The 23,984-nt window shown below is 31.4% G+C and carries 27 protein-coding genes; 5 read left to right on the top strand and 22 right to left on the bottom strand.

What is annotated here, in order from left to right; genetic code table 11:
* Positions 1-79: 79 nt before the first annotated feature.
* The 10 genes from prmC to CD129_RS04365 all read right to left on the bottom strand — a co-directional run bounded on the left by prmC (position 80) and on the right by CD129_RS04365 (position 9,587).
* The gene (gene prmC, locus CD129_RS04410; RefSeq protein WP_107509024.1) at positions 80-934 is read right to left on the bottom strand and encodes a peptide chain release factor N(5)-glutamine methyltransferase; all 855 of its coding nucleotides are present in this window, start codon (positions 932-934) and stop codon (positions 80-82) included.
* Entirely contained in the window at positions 921-1,997 is a 1,077-nt protein-coding gene (gene prfA / locus CD129_RS04405; RefSeq protein ID WP_078358023.1) for a peptide chain release factor 1, read from the bottom strand. The genes prmC and prfA overlap by 14 nt, the downstream gene beginning before the upstream one ends.
* Positions 1,990-2,589: a thymidine kinase gene (locus CD129_RS04400; RefSeq protein WP_107509023.1), complete on the bottom strand. Its 600-nt coding sequence runs from the start codon at positions 2,587-2,589 to the stop codon at positions 1,990-1,992. The genes prfA and CD129_RS04400 overlap by 8 nt, the downstream gene beginning before the upstream one ends.
* 117 nt (positions 2,590-2,706) lie before the next feature.
* Positions 2,707-2,961, bottom strand: a complete 255-nt coding sequence (locus tag CD129_RS04395) for a type B 50S ribosomal protein L31 (protein WP_078358025.1) — start codon at positions 2,959-2,961, stop codon at positions 2,707-2,709.
* A gap of 109 nt (positions 2,962-3,070) precedes the next feature.
* Positions 3,071-4,387, bottom strand: coding sequence for a transcription termination factor Rho (rho, locus tag CD129_RS04390; RefSeq protein ID WP_078358026.1), 1,317 nt, complete (start codon positions 4,385-4,387; stop codon positions 3,071-3,073).
* Positions 4,388-4,653: 266 nt separating this feature from the next.
* Entirely contained in the window at positions 4,654-6,081 is a 1,428-nt protein-coding gene (locus tag CD129_RS04385; protein ID WP_115337226.1) for an aldehyde dehydrogenase family protein, read from the bottom strand.
* A gap of 166 nt (positions 6,082-6,247) precedes the next feature.
* The gene (locus CD129_RS04380) at positions 6,248-6,577 is read right to left on the bottom strand and encodes a winged helix-turn-helix transcriptional regulator (RefSeq protein ID WP_078358028.1); all 330 of its coding nucleotides are present in this window, start codon (positions 6,575-6,577) and stop codon (positions 6,248-6,250) included.
* A gap of 72 nt (positions 6,578-6,649) precedes the next feature.
* Positions 6,650-7,906, bottom strand: a complete 1,257-nt coding sequence (locus CD129_RS04375; RefSeq protein ID WP_115337225.1) for a UDP-N-acetylglucosamine 1-carboxyvinyltransferase — start codon at positions 7,904-7,906, stop codon at positions 6,650-6,652.
* Between the two features lie 384 nt (positions 7,907-8,290).
* Complete coding sequence (fdaB, locus tag CD129_RS04370; protein ID WP_078358030.1) at positions 8,291-9,148, bottom strand: class IIb fructose-bisphosphate aldolase FdaB; 858 nt, start codon at positions 9,146-9,148, stop codon at positions 8,291-8,293.
* An 85-nt stretch (positions 9,149-9,233) separates the two neighbouring features.
* Positions 9,234-9,587 (bottom strand): response regulator, encoded by a 354-nt coding sequence (locus tag CD129_RS04365; RefSeq protein WP_107509022.1) that lies wholly within the window; start codon positions 9,585-9,587, stop codon positions 9,234-9,236.
* Positions 9,588-9,647: 60 nt separating this feature from the next.
* Between CD129_RS04365 and CD129_RS04360 the strand changes: the two genes are divergently transcribed.
* Positions 9,648-10,172 carry a DUF2529 family protein gene (locus CD129_RS04360; RefSeq protein ID WP_107509021.1) on the top strand — a complete coding sequence of 175 codons (525 nt, stop codon included), beginning with the start codon at positions 9,648-9,650 and terminating at the stop codon, positions 10,170-10,172.
* Positions 10,173-10,229: 57 nt separating this feature from the next.
* Here the strand turns inward: CD129_RS04360 and CD129_RS04355 are convergent, their stop codons facing one another.
* From CD129_RS04355 to CD129_RS04345, 3 genes are all read right to left on the bottom strand, one after another.
* Positions 10,230-11,831, bottom strand: coding sequence for a CTP synthase (locus CD129_RS04355; RefSeq protein ID WP_078358033.1), 1,602 nt, complete (start codon positions 11,829-11,831; stop codon positions 10,230-10,232).
* Between the two features lie 144 nt (positions 11,832-11,975).
* The gene (gene rpoE / locus CD129_RS04350; protein ID WP_115337224.1) at positions 11,976-12,500 is read right to left on the bottom strand and encodes a DNA-directed RNA polymerase subunit delta; all 525 of its coding nucleotides are present in this window, start codon (positions 12,498-12,500) and stop codon (positions 11,976-11,978) included.
* Between the two features lie 103 nt (positions 12,501-12,603).
* Positions 12,604-13,464, bottom strand: a complete 861-nt coding sequence (locus CD129_RS04345; RefSeq protein ID WP_170167669.1) for a GNAT family N-acetyltransferase — start codon at positions 13,462-13,464, stop codon at positions 12,604-12,606.
* A 152-nt stretch (positions 13,465-13,616) separates the two neighbouring features.
* Here CD129_RS04345 and CD129_RS04340 point away from each other — a divergent pair, with 152 nt between their 5' ends.
* Entirely contained in the window at positions 13,617-15,221 is a 1,605-nt protein-coding gene (locus tag CD129_RS04340) for a BCCT family transporter (RefSeq protein WP_107509019.1), read from the top strand.
* Positions 15,222-15,264: 43 nt separating this feature from the next.
* Here the strand turns inward: CD129_RS04340 and CD129_RS04335 are convergent, their stop codons facing one another.
* From CD129_RS04335 to CD129_RS04320, 4 genes are read right to left on the bottom strand one after another with little or no spacing between them, the layout of a single operon-like run.
* On the bottom strand, positions 15,265-15,801 hold the full coding sequence (locus tag CD129_RS04335; protein ID WP_115337223.1) for a YqaA family protein: 537 nt from the start codon (positions 15,799-15,801) through the stop codon (positions 15,265-15,267).
* The gene (locus tag CD129_RS04330; RefSeq protein ID WP_078358038.1) at positions 15,795-16,424 is read right to left on the bottom strand and encodes a lysophospholipid acyltransferase family protein; all 630 of its coding nucleotides are present in this window, start codon (positions 16,422-16,424) and stop codon (positions 15,795-15,797) included. The genes CD129_RS04335 and CD129_RS04330 overlap by 7 nt, the downstream gene beginning before the upstream one ends.
* 13 nt (positions 16,425-16,437) lie before the next feature.
* Positions 16,438-17,376, bottom strand: a complete 939-nt coding sequence (locus CD129_RS04325) for a phosphatidate cytidylyltransferase (RefSeq protein ID WP_078358039.1) — start codon at positions 17,374-17,376, stop codon at positions 16,438-16,440.
* Positions 17,376-17,981: a CDP-alcohol phosphatidyltransferase family protein gene (locus tag CD129_RS04320; protein WP_206748303.1), complete on the bottom strand. Its 606-nt coding sequence runs from the start codon at positions 17,979-17,981 to the stop codon at positions 17,376-17,378. The genes CD129_RS04325 and CD129_RS04320 overlap by 1 nt, the downstream gene beginning before the upstream one ends.
* Positions 17,982-18,128: 147 nt before the next feature.
* On the opposite strand from CD129_RS04320, the gene coaW reads away from it, so the two are divergent.
* The 3 genes from coaW to CD129_RS04305 are packed head-to-tail and all read left to right on the top strand — an operon-like array spanning position 18,129 to position 20,358.
* On the top strand, positions 18,129-18,926 hold the full coding sequence (gene coaW / locus CD129_RS04315) for a type II pantothenate kinase (protein ID WP_107509017.1): 798 nt from the start codon (positions 18,129-18,131) through the stop codon (positions 18,924-18,926).
* 19 nt (positions 18,927-18,945) lie between these two features.
* Positions 18,946-19,575, top strand: a complete 630-nt coding sequence (locus CD129_RS04310; protein WP_107509016.1) for a pentapeptide repeat-containing protein — start codon at positions 18,946-18,948, stop codon at positions 19,573-19,575.
* 9 nt (positions 19,576-19,584) lie between these two features.
* Positions 19,585-20,358 (top strand): TrmB family transcriptional regulator, encoded by a 774-nt coding sequence (locus CD129_RS04305; protein WP_239747795.1) that lies wholly within the window; start codon positions 19,585-19,587, stop codon positions 20,356-20,358.
* Between the two features lie 73 nt (positions 20,359-20,431).
* Here the strand turns inward: CD129_RS04305 and CD129_RS04300 are convergent, their stop codons facing one another.
* From CD129_RS04300 to CD129_RS04280, 5 genes are read right to left on the bottom strand one after another with little or no spacing between them, the layout of a single operon-like run.
* Entirely contained in the window at positions 20,432-20,965 is a 534-nt protein-coding gene (locus CD129_RS04300) for a hypothetical protein (protein WP_115337222.1), read from the bottom strand.
* The gene (locus tag CD129_RS04295; protein ID WP_115337221.1) at positions 20,962-21,582 is read right to left on the bottom strand and encodes an ATP-binding cassette domain-containing protein; all 621 of its coding nucleotides are present in this window, start codon (positions 21,580-21,582) and stop codon (positions 20,962-20,964) included. Before CD129_RS04295 ends, CD129_RS04300 begins: the two co-directional genes overlap by 4 nt.
* A complete protein-coding gene (locus tag CD129_RS04290; RefSeq protein WP_115337220.1) occupies positions 21,579-22,277 on the bottom strand; it encodes a hypothetical protein in 699 nt (232 codons plus the stop codon). Before CD129_RS04290 ends, CD129_RS04295 begins: the two co-directional genes overlap by 4 nt.
* Positions 22,274-22,930 carry a hypothetical protein gene (locus CD129_RS04285; protein ID WP_115337219.1) on the bottom strand — a complete coding sequence of 219 codons (657 nt, stop codon included), beginning with the start codon at positions 22,928-22,930 and terminating at the stop codon, positions 22,274-22,276. Before CD129_RS04285 ends, CD129_RS04290 begins: the two co-directional genes overlap by 4 nt.
* The gene (locus tag CD129_RS04280; protein WP_115337930.1) at positions 22,917-23,687 is read right to left on the bottom strand and encodes a hypothetical protein; all 771 of its coding nucleotides are present in this window, start codon (positions 23,685-23,687) and stop codon (positions 22,917-22,919) included. Before CD129_RS04280 ends, CD129_RS04285 begins: the two co-directional genes overlap by 14 nt.
* Between the last annotated feature and the right edge of the window lie 297 nt (positions 23,688-23,984).

Here is a 23,984-nt window from a genome sequence, read left to right as displayed (position 1 = left end):
CTTCTTTAAAGCATTTATTATATAAAAATAAAAGTTATACACACAATGTGGATAACTCCAGTCATTTCGTGTATAACTTTTATTGATTTATCCAATTAAATTGTATCATACGATTGTTTTGATTTATATCTTTGATAATTTCTAAGTTTTCTATATTATAATTTTCTTGAATGTAAGTTTTTAATATATCACCTTGCAAATAACCTATTTCAAATATAACAAGTCCACCTTGTGTTATTACTTTATCAAGATTCGATAGAATGTCTTTATATATAGCTAACCCATCATCATGAGCAAACAAAGCTAAATGCGGTTCGTAATCTAATACAGTCTCAGCCATTTGATTTTGCTCGTCATATGAAATATAAGGAGGGTTAGATACTAAAATATCCACTTGAATATTTCTATCAATAAGTGGCTTTAGAGATTCTCCTAATAAAAATTCAACTTCAGTTTCTAAAAGTTTTGCATTTTCTTTTGCTATTGCTATTGCATTAGGACTAATATCAGTTGCTATAACTGACAAATCCGGTCGCTCTTTTTTTAATGAAATAGCTATCGCTCCAGATCCAGTACCAATATCGCACAAGACTAAATGCTTCTTATGAATCTTTTGTAGAGTTTGATATACAAGTTCTTCAGTTTCTGGTCTTGGTATCAACACATCTTTGTTTACTTTAAATTTCCTACCATAGAACTCCGCAAATCCAGCAATATATTGTACAGGTTCTCCTTTATACATACGTTCTCTATAAGACAAATATTCACTCAGTATGTTTTCAGGTACTTTTTCTTGAAAATTTAAAGCTATTTCGGTTCTCGACATCCTAGTAATATCTTCTAATAGCCAATCAGCACGAGAGGTTTCAAACCCTCGTGCTGATAATTCATCATAAGTTTCTTTTAATAACAATTGAAAATTATAATTGTCCATTATTAAGTTCTTCCAATTTCTCTGTTTGTTCATGCATTGTTAATGCATCTATTATTTCGTCAACTTTACCTTCCATTATTTGATCTAATTTTTGTAAAGTTAGACCTATACGATGATCTGTTACTCTATTTTGTGGATAATTATATGTTCTTATTCTTTCAGAGCGGTCCCCTGTACCTACTGCTGATTTTCTCTTTTCAGCATATTTCGCATTTTCTTCTCGAACCATCATATCGTAAACTCTAGCTTTCAATACTTTAAAAGCTTTTTCACGGTTTTTAATTTGTGATTTTTCTGATGATGTAGCAACTATTCCAGTTGGTACATGTGTAATACGTACTGCAGAATCTGTTGTGTTAACGTGCTGTCCACCAGAACCACTTGAACGATAAGTTTCTATTTTCAAATCTTCAGTTCTAATATCTATTTCAACGTCTTCTGCTTCTGGTAATACAGCAACAGTTGCAGTCGATGTATGAATTCTGCCACCTGATTCAGTTTCTGGAACACGTTGTACACGATGCGCACCATTCTCATATTTAAGTTTACTGAATGCACCATTACCTTGAATTGAGAAACTCACTTCTTTGTATCCACCATGATCGCTTATATTTTCTTCGACAACATCAATTTTATATCCATTAGCTTCTGCAAATCTAGAATACATTCTAAATAAATCACCTGCAAAGATTGCTGCTTCATCCCCACCAGCTGCACCACGAATTTCCATAATTACGTTTTTATCGTCATTAGGGTCTTTAGGAATCAATAATAATTTTAATTCTGATTCTAATTCTGGAACACGTTTAGTTAGACTATTAATTTCTTCTTTCAACATTTCTTGGTCTTCTTTGTCTGAAGTTTCATCTAACATTAATTTAGCATCTTCAATGTCACCATTTACAGATTTATAAGTTCTATATACATCGACAGTTTTTTGTAAATCAGATTGTTCTTTAGAGTATTTTCTCAATTTGTCAGTATCTGATACTACGTCTGGATCGCTTAACAATTCATTTAACTGTTCGTATCTATTTTCAACAATTTCTAATTGATCAAACATTTATATCACTCCTTGTTTCGGTTCTTATTATATGATGATCTCTACATCTCGGTTCATAACTTTCGTCTGCTCCTACTAAAATAATTGGATCATCAATATGAGCTGGTTCACCATTTATTAATCTTTGTGTTCTACTTGATGGTGCACCACATACTGCGCAAACAGCTTGCAATTTTGTAACGATTTCAGCAACTGCCATCATTTCAGGCATAGGTTCAAAAGGTACACCTTTAAAGTCCATGTCTAAACCTGCTACAACTACACGATAGCCCTCTTCTGCTAATTTTTGAGCTACTTCCACAACTTCATTGTCGAAAAATTGAACTTCATCTATTCCAATTATATCAATACCTTGTAAATCACGATGTAAAATTTCACTTGAGTGCTCTATACTTATTGCATCTAGTTGGTTGCCATTGTGAGATACTACAGCTTCTTCACTATAGCGATTATCGATAGATGGTTTAAATACTATTACATTTTGTTTAGCATATAAACCTCTTCTCAGACGTCTTATAAGCTCTTCTGACTTACCACTAAACATGCTTCCGCAAATACATTCTATCCATCCGGAATGGTAATTTTCGTACATATTACTTATCCACCTTTTTCAACATAATCGCTTAATTATATCATATTATTTTTACATATTTATTAATAATTACAAAAAAAGCATCCTTTAAAAAAGGATGCTTGATTCGCTTCATAATTAGTTGTTTGATTTGAAACCAAATTTTTTGTTGAAGCGTTCCACACGACCATCCGCAGATGCGAATTTTTGACGTCCTGTATAGAATGGATGTGAATCTGAAGAGATATCTAAACGGATAACTGGGTATTCGTTACCATCTTCCCATTCCATAGTTTCGTTAGAACTACGTGTTGAACCACTTAAGAATTTGAAGTCTGTAGTTGTATCTAAAAAGATAACTTTATTATACTCTGGATGAATTCCTTGTTTCATTTTTTTCAGCTCCTTTGCCCTGAACCATCTGGAACAGAGTTTATTTGTGACTAATTCACTCAATACTTACATATTATATATGTTGAAGAATTAAATTGCAACCTTAAATTTATATAATCGGTTTACCTGTCTTGGCACTTTCAACCATTGATTTTCTTAAAACTTCAAAGAATTCAGCATTAGACTTAGTACGTTTTAATTTTCTTATAAATCTTTCAGAAAAATCATTCTGATCCGTAAATAAATTACGTAATTGCCATATCATTTCAAGTTCATTAGTTTCTAACAACAATTCTTCTTTACGAGTAGAACTTCTTCTAATGTCAATAGCAGGAAACACTCTTTTTTCTGATAGTTTACGGTCTAAATGAAGTTCCATGTTACCTGTACCTTTAAATTCCTCATAAATCATATCATCCATACGTGATCCTGTTTCAACTAAAGCTGTAGCTAGAATTGTTAAACTACCTCCAGCTTCGATATTTCTTGCCGCTCCAAAGAAATGTTTTGGTCTATGAAGTGAAGCCGGATCTAAACCACCAGATAGTGTTCTACCACTTGGCGGTACGACTAAATTATAAGCTCTAGCAAGTCTTGTGAGTGAATCCATTAAAATAATAACATCTTCACCAATCTCAACTAAACGTTTAGCTCTTTCCAATAACAATTCTGCAACTTTTACATGGTGTTCAGGTGGCTCATCAAAAGTAGAGTTAACAACTTCTGCTTGTTCAACTGAACGTTCTATATCTGTTACTTCCTCTGGGCGTTCTCCAATTAATAATATAAATAATTTTGCTTTAGGTTGGTTAATTGCAATTGCATTTGCAATTTCTTTAAGCAATGAAGTTTTACCAGCTTTTGGAGGTGCAACAATCATGCCACGTTGACCAAGACCTATTGGAGTAATTAAGTCCATAATTCTTGTTGAGTGCTTTTTATCTGTTGTTTCTAATCGGATACGTTCTTGTGGGTATAGAGGAGTTAATGCTTGAAAGTGCGGTCTTTTCTTTACTTCTTCTGCATTTTGATCATTTACAAAATCAACTTGCAGTAATCCATAATATTTTTCATTTTCTTTAGGCTTTCTAACTTTACCCGTTACTTTGTCACCTTTTTTAATTTCGAAACGTCTAATTTGACTAGCAGATATATAAATATCTTTCTCGCCTTTGGAATAATTTACAGTTCGAAGAAAACCATAACCATCTGGTTGAATATCATCTAGGATACCTTCCATATAGTAATTACCGTCTTTCTCCATTTGAGCTTCCATAATAGCTAAGACAAGTTCTTTTTTATTTAATTTACTATAATTTGTTATTCTAAATTCTTTTGCCTTAGTTGTTAATTCTTTAGTTGTATAATTCTTGTATAATTCGTGAAACGATTCATACTGTGGACTTGTTCTAACTCTTTCAGCCATTTTTATGACACCCATTTCTTAAAATCTAATTCTTTTATTGTAATACCAGATTTATAATCTGCCTTTAAACTATAGCATTTTTTTAGGATGATGACAAAATAAGTTATAGGTATAAATAAGAAAAATAGCTGCCTTTGTGAACACTTCTTGCACGTTTCTTTTATATAATATGACTTATAAGCACACTTTCAATCCAGTCATCTATTGTCATTATAATGATTAGAGGCTGAGACAATTAATTGTCTCAGCCTCTTCCAATTTAAACTTTATTTATAATAACCAGGGATTGCTTTTACTTCTAGGAATTCTTCAATTCCGTAGTCTCCCCATTCTCTACCAATTCCTGATTGTTTGTAACCACCGAATGGTAAGTTTGGTTGTCTGCCTGCATCATTAATTTCAACAGTACCTGCTTCTAATAATTTAGAAACTTCTCTTACTTTATCTTTATCGTTTCCGTATACGTATGCTGCTAAACCATAAATTGTATCGTTTGCAATTTCAATTGCTTCATCAAGGTCTTTATAAGTAATGATTGTACCTACTGGGCCAAATATTTCTTCTTGAGCAATTGTCATATCATTTGTAACGTCTGTAAATAATGTTGGTTTAACAAAATACCCTTTTTCTAGTCCTTCAGGTTTACCTACACCACCGTGAAGTAATGTTGCACCTTCATCGATACCTTTTTGGATATAGCTTTGTACAGTATCAAATTGTTTTTTAGATACTACAGGACCTGTATCTTGACCTTCTTCTCTTGGGTTACCAACTTTAACATTTTCAATTGCTTTTTTAGCTGCAGCAATAAATTCATCTTTAATGCTTTCTGGAACTAATGTACGAGTTGCTGCTGTACATACTTGACCTGTATTTTGTACGAATTTAGCAACTGCGCCTTTGGCAGCTTTTTCAATATCCACATCATCTAAAACTACTAATGGAGATTTACCACCTAGTTCTAATGATACTTTTTTGAAGTCTTTAGCTGAGTTTTCCATAATTTTTCTACCTGTTGGTCCTGAACCTGTAAATGACATCATACGAACATCAGGATGACTACTTAATGGATCACCGACACTTTGTCCATCACCAGTCACTAAGTTAAATACACCTTTTGGCACGCCAGCTTTTTCAAATATTTCAGCTAAAATAATTGCCGCAAATGGTGTTTCTTCGGATGGTTTCAATACTACTGGTGAACCTGCAGCAAAAGCACCTGCTAATTTCAATGAAGTTTGATTAGTTGGGAAATTCCAAGGTGTAACTAAACCTGCAACACCAATTGCTTCTTTGACTACAAGATCATCTCCACGACGTTCTTCAAATTGTATTGAATCGATTGCTTTACTTGCTTCTCTAAAGTGATTCAATCCCATTTGATAATGAACTGATTCAGATTTCTCAATTGGTGAACCTAATTCATCTGTCATAACATCTATTAAATCTTCTTTTCTATTTTCATATTCGTCTGCGATTCTTTCTAATAAAGCTTTTCTTTCTTCTAAAGAAGTATTTCTAAATTTTACATAGACTTTTTTAGCAGCTGCAACTGCATCATCAACATCTTGTTTGTTTCCTGCTGCTATTTGACCCATTACTTCTTCAGTAGCTGGGTTAATTACATCAAGAGTTTTTCCACTGTGGCTACTTACCCATTCGCCATTTATAAATTGTTTGATATCTTGTCTCATCAATTATCTACTCCTTTATATTTGTTACAGCTATTATTATAGTACGAAACATACATATAATTAAAATGATGTGTTTATAGATTGTAAAGTTTGTACTAAAAATAAAAATAAGAGCCCCACCAGCTAAAAGTAATCTATACTTTGCTGATGGGACTCTTATTTTCCCTTACGAATGGTTTTCTTCTAACTCAACATTTCGCTGCGCCCACTCTTCTAATGGTACAAGAGCTTGAGCTAGCTCATAACCTTTATTAGTTATTTGATATTCAACAGATAGAGGCGTTGTTGTAACAACTTTCTTTTCAACTAATCCCCAGTCACTTAACTCGGTTAATTTAAGAGATAACGCTCTTGGTGTAATACGTTTAAGATCTCTTTTCATATCAGAAAAATGAGCAGAGCGTTCATCACAACGTGATAAATAATTGAGTATCAAACCATTCCAACTGCGTCCTATAACTTTAAATGTTTCTTCTAAATAAGGACATACTTCCATGTTACTCACCTCTTTAACTTCTATATTACAATTATACTACACTTTATATACAAAGTATACATTTTATACTCATTATACTGTTTCTGTCCAAATATCAGCGCCTAATGCTTTTAGTTTATCCACTATTCCACTATAACCTCTGTGAATATGATTAACATTATAAACAGTTGTGACGCCATCAGATATCAAACCGGCAATTAAAAGTGAAGCGCCAGCTCGTAAATCACTTGCAGCTACACTTGCTCCAGTTAATTTTGATGGATAATAAATAGCTGTTCCATTTTCTAAACTAACTTTAGCACCCATTCTAATAAGTTCATCGACATGTTTAAATCTAGCTGGATAAATTGTTTCTGTTATTTTACTTTGACCATTAGCTTTTAATAATAACGGAGTGAAAGGTTGTTGTAAGTCAGTAGCAAATCCAGGATAAACAGAAGTTTGAATATCTATCGGCTTATACTCGTCTTTCCCTTTAATTAAAATAGAGTCTTCACCAAGTTCTATTTCAGTACCCATTTCTTTTAATTTAGCAATCAATGGTTCTAAATGTAATGGAATTATATTCTCTATATATACTTCTTCACCCATAGCAGCTGCCGCACACATATACGTTCCAGCTTCAATTCTATCAGGTATTATTGCATGCTTTGTGCCGTGTAATGATTCTACACCTTCAATTTTCAATGTATCTGTACCAGCACCTCTAATTTTTGCACCCATATTATTTAATAGAGTAGCAACATCAACAATTTCAGGTTCTTTTGCAGCGTTTTCAATTACTGTTTTCCCTTTAGCTAATGAAGCAGCTAACATAATATTAATCGTTGCACCAACACTTACAACATCCATAAATATTTTTGCACCAACTAATTCTTCAGCAATTAAATACATAGCACCTTGCTCATTAGTCACTTTTGCACCTAATGCTTCAAAACCTTTTATATGTTGATCAATTGGTCTAGGTCCTAATGGGCAACCACCAGGTAATCCAATAACACATTTTTTAAATCGTCCAAGCATAGCGCCCATCATATAATATGATGCTCTTAATGACTGAACTTTATTATTTGGTAATGGTAAATTAACTGCGTCACTAGAGTCTACTACAAGTTGGTCACCATCTAAATCTGTCTTTATATTTAAATCGCCTAATAAGCTCATTAACGTTTTTACATCTGAAATATCTGGTAGACCATCTAAAGTTACAACATCATTTGCCATCAAACTAGCAGGTATTAATGCTACTGCACTATTTTTAGCCCCGCTTATTTGTACTTTGCCGTTTAACTTGTTTCCACCTTTTATTTTTATAACTTCTTGAGACATATGTTTACTCCTTTACTTCATCGTCTTAGAGAATGCATACTCTCTCAACATGAATAGATAATTATTTTCATTATATACTATTCAATAACATAAACGCAAAAACATAAAAAGTAAATACTAATAACTTAATTTATTTAAAAACTGGATTAATAAATTAAAATTTTATGTCTATTCTAATAAGCATTTTTGTGAAAACATGTGCATTAAAAATGAGATAAGTCGTAGATTAAGTCGATAGTTAAGCGAAGAGTTTGTCTAAGTCGTAGATTAAGTCGGGAGTTAATCTATGACAACCTCAAAATCACACTAAAACAATGAAAGGCTGGGACAAATTAATTTGTCCCAGCCTCATATTTTATTCTTAGTAATAAGAATTTAATTTAATTATGCTTGGTTAGAAGTACCAAATTCTTGGATTTTACCTTTAACTGTAGCTTTAATTGCTTCACGAGCAGGTCCTAAATATTTACGTGGATCGTAAACTTCACTGTCGTTATTTAACACTTCACGAACTGCTTTTACAGATGCAATTTGGTTTTCAGTGTTAACGTTGATTTTAGCTGTACCGAATGGAATAGCTTTTTTGATATCGTGAGTTGGGATACCAGTACCACCGTGTAATACTAATGGTAATCCAGTAGAAGCTCCGATTTCTTCCATTTCTTTAAATCCTAATTTTGGTTCACCTTTGTAAGGTCCGTGTACTGAACCTAATGCAGGTGCTAAAGTATCAATACCAGTTCTTTCAACAAGTTCTTGACATTCTTTAGGATCAGCATAGATTACGCCTTCTGCAACAACGTCATCTTCTTGTCCACCAACAGTTCCTAATTCTGCTTCCACAGAAACACCGTTAGCATGAGCGTATTCAACTACTTTAGAAGTAATTTCAATGTTTTCTTCGAATGAGTGATGAGAAGCATCAATCATTACTGAAGTAAATCCAGCATCAATCGCTTCTTTACATTTTTCGAAACTTGAACCGTGGTCAAGGTGAATTGCAACTGGAATTGTAATGTTGTAATCTTCCATTAAACCTTCAACGATTTTAACAACAGTTTTGAAACCACCGATGTAACGTCCAGCTCCTTCAGATACACCAAGAATAACTGGTGCATTTTCTTCTTGTGAAGCTTGAAGAATCGCTTGTGTGAATTCTAAGTTATTGATGTTGTATTGTCCAACAGCATAACCGTTTTCTTTCGCTTTAATTAACATTTCTTTCATTGAAACTAAAGGCATTGAGTTTCCTCCTATTGTGCAACGCACGTATTATTTACAAGATAATTATATCAAACTTTATTAACATATGCACCTTTTGAAAGCCCTATCCTAAATGTTTTCTTACAATTTTCATAACTTCTTGAATTGTAAACGGCTTCATTAGCACTCCAGTAATATTTCCTTTATTTAAGATTTCTATCTCTGTTGATGATTGAAATGCTGAAATAATATAAACAGGTATTATTTTGTTCGTTTTTCTAATTTCTGTAAAAACTTCTTCACCAGAAATTCCAGGCATTCTTTTATCTATAAAGATAAGTTTATAAGAATTTTTATTAAATAATTCAATACCATCGCGACCATTTTTAGCAGTATCTACTTTAAAATGATTTAATTCCAATATTTCCTTTAATAATTGTCTAATATTCTTTTCATCATCTATAATAAGTACATCCATTGAAGATACCTCGCTTTTTCTATAAAATAAATTTAATTACGTTTATAAGGAGAATACACATTGCTTAAAATCTTTAATACCCAACTAAATGGTATATTCACTAAAATAGATGCTCAATTAGAAGAAATTGAAATTGCATCACAGTTACTCATGCAAGCGGCAAACGGCGAAGGTAAGATATTTATTAAAACTTTTGATGAAATCAACTATTTCAGTGAATTCATGACAAAAAGTACTGAAAGCCTACCGCATTCAATAACATTAGATTCATTAGAAGAAATCAATACGATTGATACAACAGATCGCGTCTTATTGGTTGGTTCATTTTTCACACCCGAACTGAATCAATGGATTAAAAAATTAAATGATGAAGATATCGATTTCGTAGTTATTTCAAATAAAGATAAAGAGCATAACACACATGAATCACTAATGCATTATATAGATTTATCTACACCTAGAGCGATTGTCCCAACTGCAGATTACAGCAAAATCATTACACCACATCTTATGGCTTTAAATTATATATATTATATCATGTATGCTGAAATGTATGAGATGAAGCAAGATTTAAATGAAGAATAATTTTCATCCATTATAAAAGCTCATCACGTAAAATGACGTGATGAGCTTTGTTATTATTTATTTATTTTTGATACTCGCTTCTACAAATCCTCTAAATAATTTTTGTGGACGTGTAGGTCTTGATAGAAATTCTGGATGGAATTGACAAGCTACAAACCATGGATGATTTTCTAGTTCTACTATTTCAACTAAACGACCATCTGGACTTGTTCCTGAGAATCTCATGCCTTCTGATTCTAATCTTTCTCGATATTCATTATTAAATTCATAACGGTGACGGTGTCTTTCATCTACTTCTACTTCACCGTAAACGTCATGTGCAATTGTACCTTCTTCAATTTTACATGGGTATACGCCTAATCTTAAAGTACCACCTAAGTCTTCAATATCTTTTTGTTCTGGTAATAAGTCAATAATTGGATAAGGTGTGTTTGGATTTAATTCTGCTGAATGAGCATCATGTAATCCAACTACATTTCTAGCAAATTCAACTGTTGCTAATTGCATACCTAAACAAATACCTAAATAAGGAATATTATTTTCACGGGCATATTGTATAGCTAAAATTTTACCTTCAACACCTCTATCACCAAAACCACCAGGTACTAAAATACCATTAACATCTGATAATTCTTGTTGATAGTTCTTGTCATTTAAGTGTTCAGAATTTATCCATTTTATTTCTATATCTGATTTAAAGTCATAACCAGCATGTTTCAATGCTTCTACTACTGATAGATAAGCATCTTGTAAGCTCACATATTTACCTACTAAACCAATTTTCACTGTTCCTTCTAAATTACGAACAGTATCTAATAGTTGGTTCCATTCAGTTAATTCCGCTTCTGCTGCAGCATCTAAAGATAATCTTTCAATAACAATATCATCCATATGCTGTTCTTGTAGTGCTAATGGTATTTGATACAATGTATCTGCATCACGACACTCGATAACAGCACGTTTGTTGATGTCACAGAATAATGCAATTTTATCTCTTAAGTCTTGCGTCATTTCATATTCTGTACGTACAACAATTAAATCAGGTTGAATACCTAAACCTCTTAACTCTTTAACACTATGTTGAGTTGGTTTAGTCTTCATCTCACCTGCTGCTTTAATATAAGGAAGAAGCGTACAATGGATGTACATAACATTTTCACGACCAAGATCACTCTTGATTTGTCTGATTGCTTCAATAAATGGAAGTGATTCAATATCACCAGTAGTACCACCAATTTCAGTAATAACTACATCAGCGTTAGTGCTTTCACCCGCCATCAATAATCTTGATTTAATTTCATTTGTAATATGTGGAATAACTTGAACTGTTCCACCTAAGAAATCTCCACGTCTTTCTTTCTTTAAAACGTGTGAATAAACTTTACCTGCTGTTACGTTAGAATATTTATTTAAATTTATATCAATAAATCTTTCATAATGACCTAAATCTAAATCTGTTTCAGCACCATCTTCAGTTACGAATACTTCGCCATGTTGATATGGACTCATAGTACCTGGATCTACATTCAAGTATGGGTCGAATTTTTGAATTGTTACATTTAATCCTCTATTTTTAAGTAATCTTCCTAGTGATGCTGCAGTGATACCTTTACCAAGAGACGAAACTACGCCACCTGTTACGAAAATGAACTTTGTCATGATTGTACCTCCATTTGATAATTAAAAAATAAAAAACGCTCCCACTTACATTATTTAAAATGTAAGGAGGGAGCGTTATATTTATACGTTGTCCTATTTAAAGGAGCCCAAATAAAATATTACCATCTTTTAAAGAAAAGTCAATTAAAATTCTTTTTCTTCTTCTTCCTCTTCTTCATCGTCTTCTTCATCTTCATCGACAACAAGACCTGCTTCGTCTAATTCATCCTCAACCTCTTCATCTTCTGGGTCTTCAGGATCATTTAGTCCTTCTTCATCATCTTGTACGATCGTAATGTCAAGGTCCTTCGTTTTGTCTTCTTCGCCTAATAATGGAATTTTTGAATCTGCTTCATCTTCTTCATCAAGTACGTTGAATTTTTGGATAGTAGGTGCGATTTTTTCTTCAATATCATCTACTGAATACCAATCACGTAAACCCCAAATATTCTCTCCAACACTTAAAAATCGTCCATCAGTATTTAAATCAGTATAAAATTGTAAAATACGATTTTCAATTTGTGAATCTTTATAATTACCTAATCTTTTGAATTCGTCTACCATGTCATATAGGTTTGTTTCTTTGCCGTTCTCTGTTAATAAAATATAAGCCATTTCGATAAATGAATGCTCATCTACCATCTCTTTAGTGAAATCTTTTAATTTCATCTTTACTCTTCCTTTCAACAATCGAACTATTGTCGCACATTAATATTTATAATCATAACAGTTTACGATTATAATTGACAAGCTGATTTTTAGCAAATGTTTGTTAATACTTAATATATTTCATAAGTTTGATATAGTCTTCTGATTTTTGTATTTCTACAAATCTTGCTTTCTCACATAAAGGCTTTAATTTGTTGTTTGAACCAAATAAAGTAATATGTATTTCTTTCTTATCTGCAAATCTTCTACGTACGAATGTGCTCAACTGTCTTAAAGCACTTTCTGCTATACCTTCTTTTCTTTCATTTTCTTCTACTTCTATACTTCGAATATCAAAGCTTTGTCCTTTATCTTCCAATACAATAATGCCCACTTTTTGTTTATCTTTCATTAAGTGAATATCTACAAACTCGTTATCTAAATTATCTTCATTTAATACTAGCTTTAATGATGATACATATTTAGAATCTAAATCTAAATAATATAAACGCTCTTTACCTAGAGGACCTTCTTCTTTAGTTGCGGTATGCATAAAGCCTGCTCTTTCATATAAATTCCATGCAGCCTCATTTTCAGCATCTACTACTAAATATAAATGATCAAAATCAGGGAACACAAATTGTACATATTCCGGTAAATTCATCATAATCGTTGTTCCATATCCATTGCCTTGATACTTTTCATTAATTGATAAAGAACGAATATATACTACATTATCTGGTGTATCATAACCTTCATGTTGATAATATTTATGAAGGACAAAGAAACCAATAATTTCATTTTTCTCATTCACAACGATATTTGGCCTTCTATCAGGATCATTAATAGCACCATCTAACACTTCTTTTGGCAAAGAAGAATAGATTTGTTGACGCTCATTTAAACGAAAATCATATAGTGCCGTTCTCATACTTTCTTCAAAAGGTTTAATTTCAATATCACCGAATTGTTTTGCTTTCATTATTTAAATCCCCCCGTGTATTTATACATATCATACCGAACTTTATGTTCAATGCGCAATTAAGAACCTTATTATCTATTTATAAATTCTATGTTAATATCAATTTTATAAGGGTACTAAAATAAAGACTGCATTATTTATGAAGGAGGAAAATTATGAATCAGTCTGAAGAGCATCACGACAATAAGAATAATAAAACAACATTAGTTTTCTGGGTATCTATGTCTATTATAATATTGGTTACGCTAACTGCAGGCATATTTCCTAAAGGGTTTGGCAAATATGCCAATGTTTTATACACATTTATATCAAATAGTACGGGATGGTTATTCTTAATAATTGTTTTTGTATTAGACATTTTCTTAATTGGCTTAGCAATTACAAGGTTTGGACGTTTTAAACTCGGAAGAGATGACGAAGAACCAGAATTTTCATTTATTTCTTGGATTGGTATGCTATTTTCAGCTGGCTTAGGTGTCGGTATCGTTTTCTGGGGTGTGGCAGAACCAATGACACACTATCTAAAATCACCTTTGCCAAATGAAGTAGATGGTAGCACTTTAGAATCTGCACGATTAGCTATGGGATATACTTTCTTCCATTGGGGAATTTCACAATGGTCTATCTTTGCGATGGCTGGATTAATCGTAGCTTATTTCCAATTCAGAAAACGTAGAGATGGATTAATTTCCACAGCTATGGAACCCGTATTTGGTGAAGCTTACAAGAAACCTTACAGAAATATCATCGATGTACTTGCTATTGTAGCTACAGTAATGGGTATAGCGACATCAATTGGTCTCGGTATTTTACAAATCGGCGGCGGCCTTCATCATGTCTTTAATATTCCTAATAATAATTGGACTAAAATCATCATTACAGTAATTATGACTGTATTATTCCTTGGATCAGCTGCATCAGGATTAAATAAAGGGGTTAAATGGCTAAGTAACGCAAATATCTTTATTTGTTTTGCATTACTATTATTCATTTTAGTATTAGGTCCGACACAATTTATATTTGAAACATTCACTCTCGCGATTGGTGATTACATTTCTAATTTCGTACAATATAGTTTACGATTAAACCCTTATGAAGGTGACAACTCATGGCTTCAACAATGGACAGTATTCTATTGGGCTTGGGTTATTGCTTGGTCACCATTTATTGGTGGTTTCGTAGCACGTGTTTCACGTGGTAGAACAATTCGTGAATTTGTTATTGGTGTACTAATTATTCCACCACTTATTTCATTTGCTTGGATTGCTACATTTGGTGGAACAGCAATATACTTAGTAATCAATAAAGGTGCAAGTATTGCCGAAGACGTTAAAGGAGATTATACAGTAGCCTTATTCTCCTTATTATCACACTTCCCGTTTTACGAAGCGACTAGTGTATTAGCAATAATATTAATCTTCTTATTCTTAGTTACAAGTGCAGACTCAACTACATTCATTCTATCAAGTATGTCTGATAGAGGATCAGTCACACCACCTTTTAAATATAAAATCGTTTGGGGTACACTGATTGGGGCAATCTCAGTATCAATGACATTAGCCGGTGGATTAGAAAGTTTACAAACCGCCTCCATAGTTGCTGGGTTACCATTTGCATTTATACTATTTCTCATGATGTTCTCAATTATGAAAGCATTAAGAAGAGAACCATCCGAACACTTTAAAATGACTTATATCAAAGATGACACAGATTTCTCTAAATCCTTAGAAGAACGTGAAGAAGAAGAAAATAAGAAATAGAACACAAAAAGCACTTCCCACCGTGGGAAGTGCTTTTTATTTTTTAAATTGAATGAATTGAAAAATAAATAATATATACAATGACCCACACGATTAACCACATTGAAACTTTCAAATATTGATTTAAATTTTTAAAAATAATATGACTTAAAAAATAAGCAATGTAACTCGTTAAAATAAATCTCAATAATCTCGCAAAGAAACTAATGACCATGAAAGTAAAAAACGAAATCCCTTGTTGATAACTTAACATTGCATAAAGTTTATAAGGAACACCAAATAAGGGTGCTTCTATCAATCCTAGAACGCCTTTGTCTTCTAAAGAAGTCATAACATGTTCGAACATATACTCATGAATTCCTGGTATTTTAAGCATTACTGATTCCAAAAATGTTAAATGTTGAATAGAAATGATATAGACGATTACACCACCTACTACTGCTCCAGTAATCGCAATTATGTTTGCTAGTAATATTTTGAATTTACTTTTTTGTTTCATTGCATAATATGTTAATGCAACATCTGGTATGATAAAAAATATGATCGCTTCTAAAAACGCCCATGCAAAGATGATTACCATTCTTTAAAATCACCTTCATTTCTCAAATCATTCATACGACTATTCAGTTCATCCATAAATTCTTTTCTATTTTTATTAAAAAGAAATGACTGACCTACAAAAATATCTACGAAGAATGGTACAAATAATTTTGATCCTTTAGGTAATGATTTTCCTAAACCATGTAAAAATAATGGCTGAATGGGTATATCAGGTCTTTCTCTCATTAAGTAATAAATACCAGACTTATACTTTGAAAGTTTTTCTGGTTCTCCTCTACTACCTTCAGGATATAAAATAATAATACTTCCTTCATCCAGTGCTGTAACAATTGGTTCAAATAGCCCTTTTATATCCCGAGTCATTTTTCTTTCTATTGGAATAATCTGCATAATATTAATTGAAAACCATTTTAAAAGTTTATTCTTAAAAAAATAATCACCCGCTGCAACAGGTCGAGCTTTTTTAAATCCTTTTCCTTGGAATAACGACAGCAATACAAGTGTATCTAAATGTGAATTATGATTAGCGATAATCACTATTGGTCCTTCTTTAGGTAACCATTCTCTTCTGCGTATATTTAAACCTAAAACGATTAGGATGATTGGTTTAATTATCATTGTAAATATAATGAGTCTTAACATATTAGTTCACTCCTTAAAAGTAGAAGAACCTTACAAAGTGGAAGAATAATGGCGCTGTGTAAGTCAGGGAATCAACTCTATCTAAAATACCACCATGACCTGGAATAGCTTGTGAAGTATCTTTAATATTTAAATCTCTTTTCAATGCTGATATATTCACGTCTCCAATAAATCCCATAATACTAATGTAAATTCCCGCTATAATCATTCCTAAAAGCGTAAATGGTGTTAAAAATGGTGCAATACATAATGATAAAATGGTAGTTGCTAAAATGCCGCCAACAAAACCTTCCCAAGTTTTATTCGGACTCACTTTAGGTACAATTTTGTGTTTACCAAATGCTTTACCAAATAAAAATTGGAACACATCATTAGCTTGTGTTAATATCACTAGAAATAGTACAAGACTCGCGCCAGGAACAGTACTTTTTTCACCTGGTAAGACAATTAAATAAGCTAGATGACTTAGGCTAAATACCATAAGCATTAATCCCCACTGAACGGATCCCATCGATTGTAGAAAACCTTTTGTCTCACCGATAAATATGGCTTGTATAGGGATAAATAAGAACATATATACTGGTATAAAAATAATGAACATGCCGTAAAAACCGAAATAAATAAATGTAAACTGAATTGGTATGGATAAATATGCCCAGAACAAGACAGCTCTATGACTACGATTAGTTGGAATAAGTGAAAAATATTCTTTCAAAGCTAGGAAACACAATAAAGCTAGAAATATCAAAGAAACTGTAGAATGAATGACAAGTGCTATCGTAAAGATGATGCACATGCCCCACCATGATTTAATACGCAATTTAATTTCAGTAAAATCTTTATCGGGATAACGTTTCGTTAAATAAGCACAAATCAAACTAGATAAGACTAATACAATAAATACGCCAATCATAACGACAATCATTTCGTTTGATATCTTCCCTAAATTCATTATTTTGCCTCCTCTAACCCCTTATTTATTCTATTGTAAATATTTACAATCATAAGTATTGAACAAATATAAAATACAAAATGTAAATACGGTATAACATTCAATTGAACAAATATTAAGAAGCTAATTAAACCGACTATAAATGCTCTATCACTTTTCCCCATCGGTCCATCATACCTTCTTGAACTACCTATTACTTGAACGGTTACACCAGCCATTTCACTTATAATAGATAAAGCAATAAATAAAATAATCCCTACACCAAAATCATGAGCTATAAATAAGAATGGAATAAATAAACAAACATCACTTATTACATCCCCTAGTTCATTCAATAATAACCCTAACTTAGATTTCATATTATATTTTTTTGCCATAACACCATCAATTGCATTTAATGACATCCTTACAAACATAACGATTGGCATTAAGATATACATCCATTTATTATCATGGAACACACTTAATACAGCTCCAGTAACAATTGATAATAACAACGCCAAGATTGTAACTTGATTTGGTGTCATACCGATGTTCCTCATCCATTTTACTATTGGCATTAGTAATTTTTGAAATTTTGGTTTTATTTCGTATATGCTAATCAATAAAGAACACCCCATTATCTTTTGTTTCCATCTTATCATGTAACGATACATTTTCTACTATTTATTTTTTGTTTCGTTAATTTATCAATTACATTAATTTATAGTATAATAGCAATAATTTATTTCTTAATTTGAAGAGGTGTTTTTGTGAAGATTGGAATTGATGCGGGAGGTACACTTATTAAAGTTGTCACTGAAACGAACAATAAAAGAACATTTAAAAAATGGTTAACAACTCAAATAGACCAAGTAGCCGAATGGTTAAATCATATTGATAAGGCTGATATTTCTATCACTGGAGGAAAGGCTCAATATTTAGATTCGATAATTAAGCATAATGTAAAGCGTAGCATTGAATTTGAAGCTACTTATACAGGTATCCAAATTTTATTAAAAGAACATGATATTCATTTAGATACATATATATTTTCAAACGTAGGAACAGGAACTTCTATCCATTACGCAACAGCACAAAATCAAGAGCGTGCTGGCGGTACAGGAGCTGGTGGAGGCATGATACAAGGTTTAGGCTATTTACTTACCCAAATCAGTGATTATGAAGAATTAGTCCAAACTGCAATAAACGGCGATAGAGATAAAATAGATTTGAAAGTTAAACATATCTATAAAGGCGACAAAACACCTATTTCTGGAGATTTAACAGCAGCCAACTTCGGCCATGTATTACAAAACATCCATGATGATTTCCCAAATGCAGATCGATTAGCTGCCCTTATGGGAATTGTGGGTGAAACTGTTACAACAGTCTCGATTCATGCTGCAAAACAATTTAAAACTGAAAATGTTGTCTATATCGGGTCATCATTTGTAAACAATGACTTACTTCGAAATATAGTCGTAGATTATACAATTTTACGTGGTTTAAATCCTTACTTCATTGAAAACGGAGAATTCTCTGGAGCATTAGGTTCTATATATTGCTAAATAATAAGGAGGATCCCTCATGAAAATGATCGAACCAAAGTTAAAGAAAGAATTTGAGTTTACAGAAGATCAAGAATATACATTATTACAATCTTCTTACGATTTATACTTTAATAAAACAACAATTCATTTTGATGACGAAACAAGTCAAATAGATACGATTTATTTCAATCAATGTACATTTGAATCAGTTGATTTCACAAAAATTCATGCACTAGATATTGTATTTAAAGGATGCGATTTATCAAATTGTGTCTTTAATGATGCGTCTATAAATAGAGTTCAATTTTTAGACTGTCGTATGATTGGTGCCACCTTTTCAGACCTTAAACTGAAGCATGTACAATTTTCAAACTGCCAATTGAAAATGAGTCAATTTTTAAACTGTAACTTGAACCATGTATTATTCAATGATAATCAAATGGCAGAAACGTATATTTCGTTTTGTAAGCAAAAATCAATAGAAATCGTGCGATGTTCCCTTGATTCGCTAGAAGTTGTAGAAACATCATTAAACAACGTTGATTTATCTACGAATGAAATAGAACAGCTTATTATACAGCCAACTGATTTAAAAGGCGCAACGGTTTCTGAATTTCAGGCATATGATCTACTTCCGTTATTCGGAGTTAGTGTAACATCAAACTAGAAGGTGATTATGATGAATCAAATGATAACGATATTAAAGCGTTTTGGATTAAGTGAATATGGTTCTAAATCTTACATTTCATTAGTACAAAACCCTGGAATAACAGCTTATAAATTAAGCGAAATATCCAATGTTCCAAGATCAAAAATTTATGAAGCGCTTAATAAACTCGAAGAACAAGGATTAGCATACTTTAACTTAAAAGATCAAAAAAAATATTACTATGCATTATCGCCCGAACAAACAATTCAATTTTTTGAAAGAAAACAAAACGAAGAGCTCATTCAGCTTGAAACAGAAATCAATAAATTAAATACAGTAACAGAAAATGCACAAATCCAAATAGAAGTACTTACGAATAAATCAACGATATTTGACAATGTTGAATATGCTATCCAAAAAGCTGAAAAACAAATGACCGTTTCAATATGGCCAGACATATATGAAATCATAACTAAAAATATCAATGAAAATATACATGTACAAGGCATTACCTTCCAAGTCGATCAACCAAAGTACGATTTAATCAATCATCGATATACAAATTACGTAAAAAGTTCATTAACACTAAAACCATTCGTCGTAATTGTAGATAATGAATATATGATATATGGCCAAACCGATGAAACAGATATGCGTGCATATATAAGTCGGGACCGCACCCAGATAAAAATGATGAAAGACTATATTTGGCATGACGTATTAGTAAATAAATATATAAGTAAATTTGAAGAAGATATAGAAGACGAAATAACCCTTAAGAGAAAAGCCTTTTTCTCTTAAGGGTTATTTTATGGGATAAATAATTTTACTACGTTGGGATGTAGTAACTACTTTAGTAGTCACTAATAATGTATCAAACTATTTTACCACCGTCAACTTTTATAGGTAAATATAATTTTTTTAATTTATGGCCATTGCGATCAAGGTAAGAAAGTTCTAAATCATTGTCTCCATCAGGATCTAATGCCATATACCTAAATGTTACGCGTCCTTCATAAACATTATGCTTATCAAAATAAGATCGATCCGGCATAAGTCTTTTGCCATTTTTCAATTTAAATTCATCGGATTGTTGCAATATTTCATTATTAACACGTAAAAATAAGTTTGCATCAATATTATTATAATATTGATCTGGATAGTCTTTCTTTTTAACTATTTTGATATCTGCACTTACCAATATTTCTTTTTCTTTAATCTTATAACTTAAATTACTAAATTGCATCGTTCCGACAGATATATCATGCGATTGATTGAGTTTAATTTTCTCTTCCTTAAGTTCATAATCTTGAAATTCTGCGTTTACTTTATGATACTGAATGCATCCTAGTGTAACGAGAACTACAAATACGATAATAACAGATAATAGGATTACTTTATTCTTCATTCTAATGCACCAGCTTCTATATGAACCGCCTCATCAACAACTCTTTCTATTTCTTCAAATTGATGTGAAGCTATCAATATTGTACATCCTTGCTGTTTTAATATTTCAAGGATTTCAACAAGTTTCTCAATACTCTTTTTATCCAATGCATTGGTAGGTTCATCTAAAACAATTAACTCTGGGTCTCCCATTAACGTTTGAGCGATACCCACTTTCTGTTTCATACCTAATGAATATTTCCTTACTTTCCTTTTATCTTTATAATCAAGTCCAAGTTCTACTAAATATTTAGTCATTACATTGATATCTGTTATGCCTTTTAATGCAGATACTAATTTAAGATTTTTTAAAGCTGTAAATTCAGGTATGATGCTAGGTTTCTCAATAAACACGCCAACTTCAAGTGGATATTTTGCTCCAAATTTAAGTGGTTCATTATTAATAATGACTTGTCCATCAACTTTAATTAATCCTAAAATTGCTCTTAAAAGCATCGTCTTTCCAGACCCATTACGTCCTTTAAATCCATAGACTTTTCCACATTCAATTTCTAAATTTATATTATTCAACAATTGATTGCCTTGGTGTTCTTTTGAAACATTTACTAATTTAATCATTCTTCATCATCACCTCTTTGAAATTTCATGTGATGATCACGTCCTAATTCAATAAACAACAACATATTCACCACAACAATAGATAGCACACAATACAATAAATTCGTGTAAGATACACCTTGTATTCTTGAAAACAATGATTCATTTAATATATTAATATCCAAATCAAACCTTGTTGTGGCAATTACCCACAATAACGATATCATAAAGCTTATATAAAATTTATAAGCTATGTAAGTCCAAATAAATACAATCATTAAGAAATAAATACTCACTATTAAATACGATAAATGTATAGCGTTAATCCTAAATTCGCCATCAATAAGAGAAATGATCAACCATATACTTGTAATATAAATTACACTTAAAATAAACGGTATTATTAGAAGAATCATCCATTTTCCAGTAACATTTAATAGCATTTGCCACTCTACAATGTAATATTGATAAATAACATGTATAAATCGATAAATGAACATCATGCCAAGTAACATAATCAATATATATAAACCAGGTATTCTATATAAATGCATACTCAATTCATTGTCATTATTACCTCGAAAGATAAACTCCCATAAACTAACTCTTATATATGGTCTAAATAACATTAATACCAAAAGAAAAATTCCATTTATAATTATGAATATTTTCCATAAACTTTGAATGATGCCACCTGTAAATTTTAAAATATTCATGTCCTTATTTCCTTTTTACTAATAATCCACTCTACAACTAAATATAGAAATATTATGAGGAGCAATTGGTACATAGTCCATGACCAAGAAAGTGAAAATAATCTCTTTGAATCAATAATCAAATAGTTCCACTTTCCACCTTGCATTAATACAAAATCTATAAATACCATTAAATTTACAAACACTAATGAAATAGCACGATTCAAAAAACTTATATACAGAGTAAGAGCTATTAATGATATCGTAAAATTACCTGCTATCAACATACAAGCTGTTACAAGAAATATCATATTGAATCGAACTTGAAAATTCAGCGCTATCATACTAGCAAACAACATTTCAATACTAACAAGTAATGAGATGACAACTGCATATAATAGGACCTCTATCTTTAAACACTTTCTAAATTCAATAAATACTTTATGAACAAACTCATCACGATAAAATACAATCGTCATAGTTGTTAAAATAGGTAATACAACATAAGTAAGCGTAAATTTGCTTAATAATAAATTTGTGAATTGAAAGTCATCAGAAGAAAAGTAACCAACACTTCCCTCCTGATATAAAATCATTAAAACAAAGAACGCAATATTCCACATTAGAAATTTTGTATTTATTAAGGAAGTTAATCTGTATTTAATTAAGTTCATTTTTGTACATACCTCTTACATAGAAATATATTGAAAAGCCGATGAATAGTCCCAAAGTTAACAGAATCGGCAAAACTTCAAAATACATAAATTCTGTTCTTCCCATTAAGAAATATATTGGTGGTACGATAAAAGGTTCATAAGTCAAATTTGATAATATAATTAATAAAATTTGAAAGATAAATGGACCAATCATAGCTAAAATTCTTTTATTCGTATATAGAGAAAGTGTTATCGCAAACACATTCATAATAGCACCCCAAATACCCGTCAATGAAATATACAACAATATATATAGTAACGGCATTGTATAATATAAATGAACACTTAAAGTGTTCCAGCTAAATATACCAATTGGGTTAATAGTCATTCTTTCTGGCAAAATATCAGGTAGTATTAAAAATTCACCAACAAAATTTATTAATAGTGGAATTATTACTAGTAGTAAAGCAACAATACTTGAGTATAAAATCACTTGTATGTCTACGGACTTATTCTCATGATACATATAGGCATGATGTAATAAATGTTGTTTACGATCTTGTATAAAAATATCACTCACACCAATAGATACAGCTAAAGGCATCATTAATAGAAATACGGTTTGAAAGCCACTATACCCATCAAATAATAAAGATTGAGTATATGGTGTATTTTCTAACAATTTATTAATACCATAAGTTTGATAAGCGTCAAATAAATGTAATACTGCAATAATTATTAAAATGGTAAAAACTATATATAATTGCAACCTCATTATACGTAGTTTCATATAATTTAAAATTGTTACCACCTACTTTTAAAGCTATAATATGGAGCAAATTGTTGAATAGATAATAATAGCAAGCATACTACTATAAAAATCCCCTTTTTCAACTCCACCACTTCCTGTTCCATTATTTTACATTTCGAAATGTTAGATATATTTTATATTAATGTAAACGCTTTTACAACGACGTTTAAATATATTTATTTTAAATTTTTACAACTTATTCAAGACATAAAAAAAGACTTTTGCTATTTAGCAAAAGTCTTTTTAAATTACTATTTACTT

Origin of the sequence: Mammaliicoccus fleurettii (genome assembly GCF_003970575.1) — a bacterium.
Lineage (GTDB): Bacteria > Bacillota > Bacilli > Staphylococcales > Staphylococcaceae > Mammaliicoccus > Mammaliicoccus fleurettii.
This window is presented reverse-complemented; position numbering and strand designations above follow the sequence as displayed.

Bases quoted from the DNA above. Each gene is read 5' to 3' on its own strand.
- prmC (WP_107509024.1), bottom strand. From the start codon at position 934: ATGGACAATTATAATTTTCAATTGTTATTAAAAGAAACTTATGATGAA.
- prfA (WP_078358023.1), bottom strand. From the start codon at position 1,997: ATGTTTGATCAATTAGAAATTGTTGAAAATAGATACGAACAGTTAAAT.
- CD129_RS04400 (WP_107509023.1), bottom strand. From the start codon at position 2,589: ATGTACGAAAATTACCATTCCGGATGGATAGAATGTATTTGCGGAAGC.
- CD129_RS04395 (WP_078358025.1), bottom strand. From the start codon at position 2,961: ATGAAACAAGGAATTCATCCAGAGTATAATAAAGTTATCTTTTTAGAT.
- rho (WP_078358026.1), bottom strand. From the start codon at position 4,387: ATGGCTGAAAGAGTTAGAACAAGTCCACAGTATGAATCGTTTCACGAA.
- CD129_RS04385 (WP_115337226.1), bottom strand. From the start codon at position 6,081: ATGAGACAAGATATCAAACAATTTATAAATGGCGAATGGGTAAGTAGC.
- CD129_RS04380 (WP_078358028.1), bottom strand. From the start codon at position 6,577: ATGGAAGTATGTCCTTATTTAGAAGAAACATTTAAAGTTATAGGACGC.
- CD129_RS04375 (WP_115337225.1), bottom strand. From the start codon at position 7,906: ATGTCTCAAGAAGTTATAAAAATAAAAGGTGGAAACAAGTTAAACGGC.
- fdaB (WP_078358030.1), bottom strand. From the start codon at position 9,148: ATGCCTTTAGTTTCAATGAAAGAAATGTTAATTAAAGCGAAAGAAAAC.
- CD129_RS04365 (WP_107509022.1), bottom strand. From the start codon at position 9,587: ATGGATGTACTTATTATAGATGATGAAAAGAATATTAGACAATTATTA.
- CD129_RS04355 (WP_078358033.1), bottom strand. From the start codon at position 11,831: ATGACAAAGTTCATTTTCGTAACAGGTGGCGTAGTTTCGTCTCTTGGT.
- rpoE (WP_115337224.1), bottom strand. From the start codon at position 12,500: ATGAAATTAAAAGATTTCACTAAAGAGATGGTAGATGAGCATTCATTT.
- CD129_RS04340 (WP_107509019.1), top strand. From the start codon at position 13,617: ATGAATCAGTCTGAAGAGCATCACGACAATAAGAATAATAAAACAACA.
- CD129_RS04335 (WP_115337223.1), bottom strand. From the start codon at position 15,801: ATGGTAATCATCTTTGCATGGGCGTTTTTAGAAGCGATCATATTTTTT.
- CD129_RS04330 (WP_078358038.1), bottom strand. From the start codon at position 16,424: ATGTTAAGACTCATTATATTTACAATGATAATTAAACCAATCATCCTA.
- CD129_RS04325 (WP_078358039.1), bottom strand. From the start codon at position 17,376: ATGAATTTAGGGAAGATATCAAACGAAATGATTGTCGTTATGATTGGC.
- CD129_RS04310 (WP_107509016.1), top strand. From the start codon at position 18,946: ATGAAAATGATCGAACCAAAGTTAAAGAAAGAATTTGAGTTTACAGAA.
- CD129_RS04305 (WP_239747795.1), top strand. From the start codon at position 19,585: ATGATGAATCAAATGATAACGATATTAAAGCGTTTTGGATTAAGTGAA.
- CD129_RS04300 (WP_115337222.1), bottom strand. From the start codon at position 20,965: ATGAAGAATAAAGTAATCCTATTATCTGTTATTATCGTATTTGTAGTT.
- CD129_RS04295 (WP_115337221.1), bottom strand. From the start codon at position 21,582: ATGATTAAATTAGTAAATGTTTCAAAAGAACACCAAGGCAATCAATTG.
- CD129_RS04290 (WP_115337220.1), bottom strand. From the start codon at position 22,277: ATGAATATTTTAAAATTTACAGGTGGCATCATTCAAAGTTTATGGAAA.
- CD129_RS04285 (WP_115337219.1), bottom strand. From the start codon at position 22,930: ATGAACTTAATTAAATACAGATTAACTTCCTTAATAAATACAAAATTT.
- CD129_RS04280 (WP_115337930.1), bottom strand. From the start codon at position 23,687: ATGAGGTTGCAATTATATATAGTTTTTACCATTTTAATAATTATTGCA.